Origin of the sequence: Pseudomonas syringae pv. cilantro, from assembly GCF_001293775.1 — a bacterium.
In the GTDB taxonomy this organism is placed as follows: domain Bacteria; phylum Pseudomonadota; class Gammaproteobacteria; order Pseudomonadales; family Pseudomonadaceae; genus Aquipseudomonas; species Aquipseudomonas syringae_P.
The window spans coordinates 1-5,403 of sequence record NZ_LGLN01000096.1; the positions used below are offsets into that span (position 1 = coordinate 1).

A 5,403-nucleotide genomic window follows, 5' to 3' on the forward strand; every position below is an offset into this window, starting at 1 on the left:
AAGCGCAATGGCACGCCATTAGCGTCGCAAACCATATGAATCTTGGTTGTCAGGCCGCCTCGAGTGCGCCCCAGAGCATGGTATAGCGGTTCTTCAGGCCCCCCTTTTTCCCGGCGCCTGAGGAGGCTCGGGTTGCACGTACCGCCGTGGAGTCGATCATCCAGGTGTCCAGATCGATCAGGCCTTCCTGGTTGAGTCGAATGTGCAAGCGTTCCAGTATCCGGTCGAACGTGCCGTTATCGCGCCAGTCACGAAAACGCTGATACACCGTTGACCAAGGCCCAAAGCGTTCCGGCAGATCACGCCAGGCAGCACCCGAGCACAAAATCCATAGGACTCCGTGGAGTACCAGGCGATCATCACTACGTGGGCGACCCATTTTCTGCTCGGGAGAAACCAGATCCTTGATCAATTCCCACGATGCGTCGGAGAGTTCGTAACGCTTTGCCATGCGAGCCTCCAGCCAATCATGGCGGCAATTCTACCCCCACCGACTTTTCGTACAAAACCTAGGTAAAGAGGAAAATCGTATGCTCCTTCTGACTCGCCGCGAAGGTGAAAATATTATGATTGGCGATGGAATTCAGATCCAAGTCTTAAGCGTTTCAGAGGATACTGGGGATGTACGTATCCAGATTGAAGCCCCGGATGTCGTCGAGGCCCAGGGCAGAACCGTTGGGAACGAAGTGGCCGATCACAAGCCTGGCCCTGTTATTACTCATAAGCGGCGGTGGCGTTCGTTGGTCACTCAGTAGGAAGTTTGGATGACCAACCAGATCAGGAGCACAAGATGGCATTGATGAGTGTTGAGCAACTGCTGGATCAAGCTGAGGACGAGTATATGAGCGGAGACCAGCTGGCCTTTTTCAAAGACAGGTTGGAGGTCAAAGCCGCAGAGCTTCGTGATCGCTTGCTCAGCTGTCAGGCCAGTTGCGAAATCGAGCGTCACCCGGACGAAGCCGACTTCGCTTCCGATGAGGAAAACAGAGCGGTGGCAGCAAGCATGATAGAAAGGGACAGACAGACGTTGAGCCATGTGCTTAAGGCCCTGGAAATTCTCGCTCTGGGCGACTACGGTTTTTGTCAGGAAACTGGTGAGGCCATAGGCATAAAACGCCTGCTACTGGTCCCCGAGTCGTTGTACTCGGTCGAATCGATGCGTGCGCTGGAGGCCAAGGGAATGCACCAACGCCAAGTGGCCCAGTAAAGTCGCCGCAGCGATGTGATCCAGGAGAATTGCGATGACTGCAAAAAGTGTCGAGCGCGATGTGGCTATTTCAGAGCTTGCCGACCATTTGGAGCGCGATCTGATGCCTTGTCCAGCAGGACGTACCGCACTGCTGACTTGGATAGAAAAAAAGCTGGCTCAAATAGCGCTCAATCCTGTACCCACAGCAGCTGATGCTGCGTGGTTGATCGAAAGCGCTTATATCCAATGGGCCGCTGCACAGCCAAAGGGCTAAGGGAAATTCTATGAACGCGATTGCTACCCCTGTTATGGGGTTCATAGCGTTTACCGTGCCGCTTAAGGCCAAAGGCGATGGGTATGACTATCCCATCCTGGTTCGGATTGAATTCGAGCGACAGTCAGATGATTCAGTCCAATTGATTTCCCGGGGAGGGCACACAGGAACACTGATCATAAATGCTAGAAGGGTGAACATCTCATGTAACGAATGGGACAACCGCCCGTATGACCCCCCTTGATAGCCTCGTCCTGACCCGGTGGGCTTTTTCAAAAGCGGGCTGGGTGCTTCGCGACGATGAGTAGGTCAGTGCCTATAGGCCTTAACCGACTATTGCTCCCCAACCCCTATGTTGAAACCGAACACGCATCCAGTGGCGGTTCGATGGAAAGCGCTGTGCAGACAATCCTGCGTTGTTGGGCAACATGGTTTGCAGAGTTGTTCAATGTAGATTCAGCGGTTGACACCGGCATATTTCAAAGCAGAATACCGTCGCCGGGGCTGGGTCAGTAGAAAAATACCTCTTTTGCACCGAAAAGACACAAGGAACGTCGTATGAAACCATCAGTGGCTCAAGTAATTGCGGTTCTTGCCTCAATAGGTCTGGGGTAAGCAGGGCAGCGAACAGCAGATCTGGCGTACACCGAGGCAGGTATTCTCGTTCTCTTCTTGGGAATTTTTCTTATGATGGCAGCCTTTGGGGTCAAGCTTCTTGAGCTGCTGCGTGAAAAGTTGCTGATCCGATAGGTAGGGTTTGCCTATCACGCGAGATGAAGTCTGCGTGGACTATCGAACACGATATCAAAGGAAGAGTGAGATGGGCGGAGTGCAGTATGTTGAGCCAGAGATCAGTCAAGCGAGCAGAGTGGAGATTGATGATTTCTTAGAGCTTCTTCAATGTGAAGCGAGCCGTGGTCACTTTACCGGACTCAAAAGTAATACTATGGTCACCCAGTACGCGTCAGAATTGCAGTCTGCAAATGACGCTCTAAGCAGCGGAAAGCCAGCAATGGTGATGACTTACGCTATCAAGGCTCAAGGGCAAGCGATAGGTTTGTGCGTGCTCAGAGCTATAGAAGATCCGACAATTCTAGATCTCAACGTACTGTTGATCAGTCCCAATTGGCGTAATCGAGGTTTTGGTCGCTGGGTTATCAATACATTTCGAGAAGAAATGAAGAACTCTGGGCGTAGGCTTCAAGTGCGTTGCATGCCAGCCTCGATCAGTATGATGAGCTTACTCGTACAGATGGGGTTTCGGGAGATTCCTCAGTCTTTCGGCTCTGTTCGATACTTTTCTTGTTCATGAACGATGTAGGGAGTCTTTCGTCATGAACGGGCTATATAGGGTAGCCTACAGGGGTGGGGAAAAATCTTACTGCCTAGAACTGCCAAAATTCAATCCGAAAACTGAGTTAGCGCGGCCTCTGGCAACATCGTCAATCAGTAGCGGTCATCCATCTTCACCCTCGTCAATCGAATCCTGGCTCAATCCCGTTCAGCCAATGAAGCTGCAGAGCCCTTGGACCACTGAGTGCCCGCAAACCAAATGACTCTCGGAGAGCACGCAGATATGCGTCAGCTCGGTTGAGTCCGAACCACTTGCGCTCCTTGCGCTATTTACCTGTTGTGTGATCTCCTACCGGCACTCGGCCATCACACGATGCCTATTTGAAGGGAATCAGCATGAAAACCATTTCCATATTCAACAACAAAGGTGGAGTGGGGAAAACCACGTTGACGTTCCACTTGGCACATGCTCTCGCGACAATGGGTAAGAAAGTTCTCATTATAGATCTGGATCCTCAGTGCAATATTTCCACTCTCTCAGTCCCTCAAGATTGGCTGATGGATGTTTGGGCAAAGGAAAATGCTTATATTGATGACTTCAAGGCTACTCGCGAGCAGAGCACCGTTGAAGAGTTCGAAGCTCTAAATCAAAATGTTCGATCTATTCACTACCTCCTAACTCCGACCCAAGAAGGTACAGCAGAGATAGGCATCTTGCCTCCGCCAGTTGCACTAGCTCTAAATTTGCACCTTATTCCCGGTCGGTTGACGATGCATCTGTATGAAGAGAAAATATCAAGCCGGTGGAGTGATGTTTATCAGGGCGACCCGCTCGCAATAAGGACTATTACTAGAATAAGGAAGCTTGCCGAGGAATACGCCGCCGCCTACGGGTATCACTTTGTGATCATGGACACGTCTCCTAGCATTGGTGCGTTGAACAAGGTAGTCATCTCGACTACGGACGGCTTCATCATTCCTTGTGCTCCAGATATGTTCTCGCTTTACGGTATTCGAAATCTGGGAAGTGCGCTCGCGGTATGGCAGAAACAGTTTGGCACGATATTTCATCTACTATCGGAAGAAAAACGGAAGAACTTTCCCGAGGATTTCGTCAAGTTACTTGGCTTCACTATTTACAACGCAAAAAAATATGCAGGAAACCAACCTTGGGAGCTTGCGAAGGCCCATTACCATTACGCCCTTCAGATACCTGCTGAAATTATGGGCTGCGTGCCGGAGGACGTAAGGAACGTTATACCTGCTGAAGTGCTGGCTCAGCCAATAGGCGGTACGGCAATAATGCATACCCATAACACGCTTACTGGCATGTCGCAGAAGTATCACGTTCCGATGTGGAAAGTACCTGCTGAAGAAAATCTCGGTGATGATGTGAATACCGTCATGGGGAGCAGGCGGGTCTTCGAGGCAACATTGGACAAATATACAGAGTTTTCTAAGGATCTCCTCTCACGCATTGAGAGGCTCGGCTAAACATGACAAACGCCGAGCCGCTGATTCAGCATTGCTTGCAACGATTCACTGAGGTGAATCATGAGCTGTCCATTTTTATGACGACAGTTCGCACGTGGTTTGAGACACACCCGCGACTGGTCGGACATCCACACCCTGTTATCCACTCAGTTAAAAGCCGCATTAAGGATCCGGGACATTTAACAGAAAAAGTAGCCCGAAAACTTGCCGATTTAGCAGCTGAACCCGCGCCGGAAGAAATGTTCCGTCGGCTAACAGACCTGTCTGGAGTGAGAGTTTTGTTGCTACACCAGTATCAGTTTATTGCACTTCACGCGGAGTTCCTGAAGAAGACCAAGAACGACTGGCACCTTGTGGAACCCCCAAAGGCCTACACGTGGGATCCAGAATCAGCAGAGTTTTTCAAAAAGCTGGACATCAACACCGAGTTGAAGGAGAGCCATTATACTAGCTTGCACTATGTGATACGTCCAAAAGCCGAGTCAGACGTGGTGTGTGAGATCCAAGTGCGCACTCTTTTCGAGGAAATCTGGGGAGAGGTAGATCACTCCTTAAACTACCCATCGCCAACGGACAACGTTGCCTGTAGCGAGCAGCTACGAGTATTGGCTAAAGTCGTTGGGGCAGGCAGCCGTTTGGTGGACTCTATATTCCGCGCCGCCCAACCCATCGTTTCTTCCACGGTGGAGCCTGTCTTGGAACCATCTGTGGAGCACTTGGCAAAGGTTGCCCTATCATCGGTGACACCTCCCGCAGCGACGCCTACGCTAGTGCAGAGTGAGGAGGGGCTGCCGATCAACCCCGAGGATCACCCCACTTGAAAGCTGGCTTTACAGACCTAAAACGGGTGTAAGCATCTGGCGAATACACATTGCATGTAAGCGTATGGGCATCCCGTTTTGCGTAATTATGCCGGTTGCTATCGATGCGGCGGTCGCAGTAGTTGTCCACACCGTCCGTAATCGAAATGCATAGGATCACGGAGCGCCTGGATTCACTTATCGCTGCTGTTCGAGTCCGTGCTGGCCAGCCAGTCGATTGCGGAAAGCAACACGTCGCCGTCTGGAGCGCCCTGCAGCTTGATCGTGCGGCCAGAGTGCTTGTCCTTGATGACCAACGTTGGTGTGGCAGTGATGCCGTCCTGGCTGGCCTT

At 51.3% G+C, this 5,403-nt stretch carries 6 protein-coding genes and 4 pseudogenes; 8 read left to right on the forward strand and 2 right to left on the reverse strand.

Translation table 11 applies throughout. From position 1 onward, the window contains the following. A pseudogene (locus tag ABJ99_RS25500) lies at positions 1 to 451 on the reverse strand (IS5-like element ISPs1 family transposase); the annotation flags it as partial. A 79-nt stretch (positions 452 to 530) separates the two neighbouring features. Between ABJ99_RS25500 and ABJ99_RS25505 the strand changes: the two are divergent. The 8 genes and pseudogenes from ABJ99_RS25505 (at position 531) to ABJ99_RS25535 (ending at position 5,071) form a co-directional block, all read left to right on the forward strand. Then, the gene (locus ABJ99_RS25505) at positions 531 to 755 is read left to right on the forward strand and encodes a carbon storage regulator (protein WP_007253517.1); all 225 of its coding nucleotides are present in this window, start codon (positions 531 to 533) and stop codon (positions 753 to 755) included. Between the two features lie 35 nt (positions 756 to 790). Further along, entirely contained in the window at positions 791 to 1,207 is a 417-nt protein-coding gene (locus ABJ99_RS25510; RefSeq protein WP_007253518.1) for a TraR/DksA family transcriptional regulator, read from the forward strand. 34 nt (positions 1,208 to 1,241) lie between these two features. Next, the gene (locus tag ABJ99_RS25515; RefSeq protein ID WP_003347740.1) at positions 1,242 to 1,463 is read left to right on the forward strand and encodes a hypothetical protein; all 222 of its coding nucleotides are present in this window, start codon (positions 1,242 to 1,244) and stop codon (positions 1,461 to 1,463) included. 10 nt (positions 1,464 to 1,473) lie between these two features. Continuing rightward, a pseudogene (locus ABJ99_RS29675) lies at positions 1,474 to 1,771 on the forward strand (hypothetical protein). Positions 1,772 to 2,021: 250 nt separating this feature from the next. Beyond that, positions 2,022 to 2,213, forward strand: a pseudogene (locus ABJ99_RS29455) (hypothetical protein). Between the two features lie 70 nt (positions 2,214 to 2,283). Beyond that, a complete protein-coding gene (locus ABJ99_RS25525) occupies positions 2,284 to 2,775 on the forward strand; it encodes a GNAT family N-acetyltransferase (protein ID WP_005736136.1) in 492 nt (163 codons plus the stop codon). Positions 2,776 to 3,152: 377 nt separating this feature from the next. After that, on the forward strand, positions 3,153 to 4,250 hold the full coding sequence (locus ABJ99_RS25530; protein ID WP_054088152.1) for a ParA family protein: 1,098 nt from the start codon (positions 3,153 to 3,155) through the stop codon (positions 4,248 to 4,250). A gap of 2 nt (positions 4,251 to 4,252) precedes the next feature. Then, complete coding sequence (locus ABJ99_RS25535; RefSeq protein WP_054088153.1) at positions 4,253 to 5,071, forward strand: RelA/SpoT domain-containing protein; 819 nt, start codon at positions 4,253 to 4,255, stop codon at positions 5,069 to 5,071. Positions 5,072 to 5,244: 173 nt separating this feature from the next. Here ABJ99_RS25535 and ABJ99_RS25540 read toward each other — a convergent pair. Continuing rightward, positions 5,245 to 5,403 (reverse strand): annotated as a pseudogene (locus tag ABJ99_RS25540) (DsbA family protein); the annotation flags it as partial.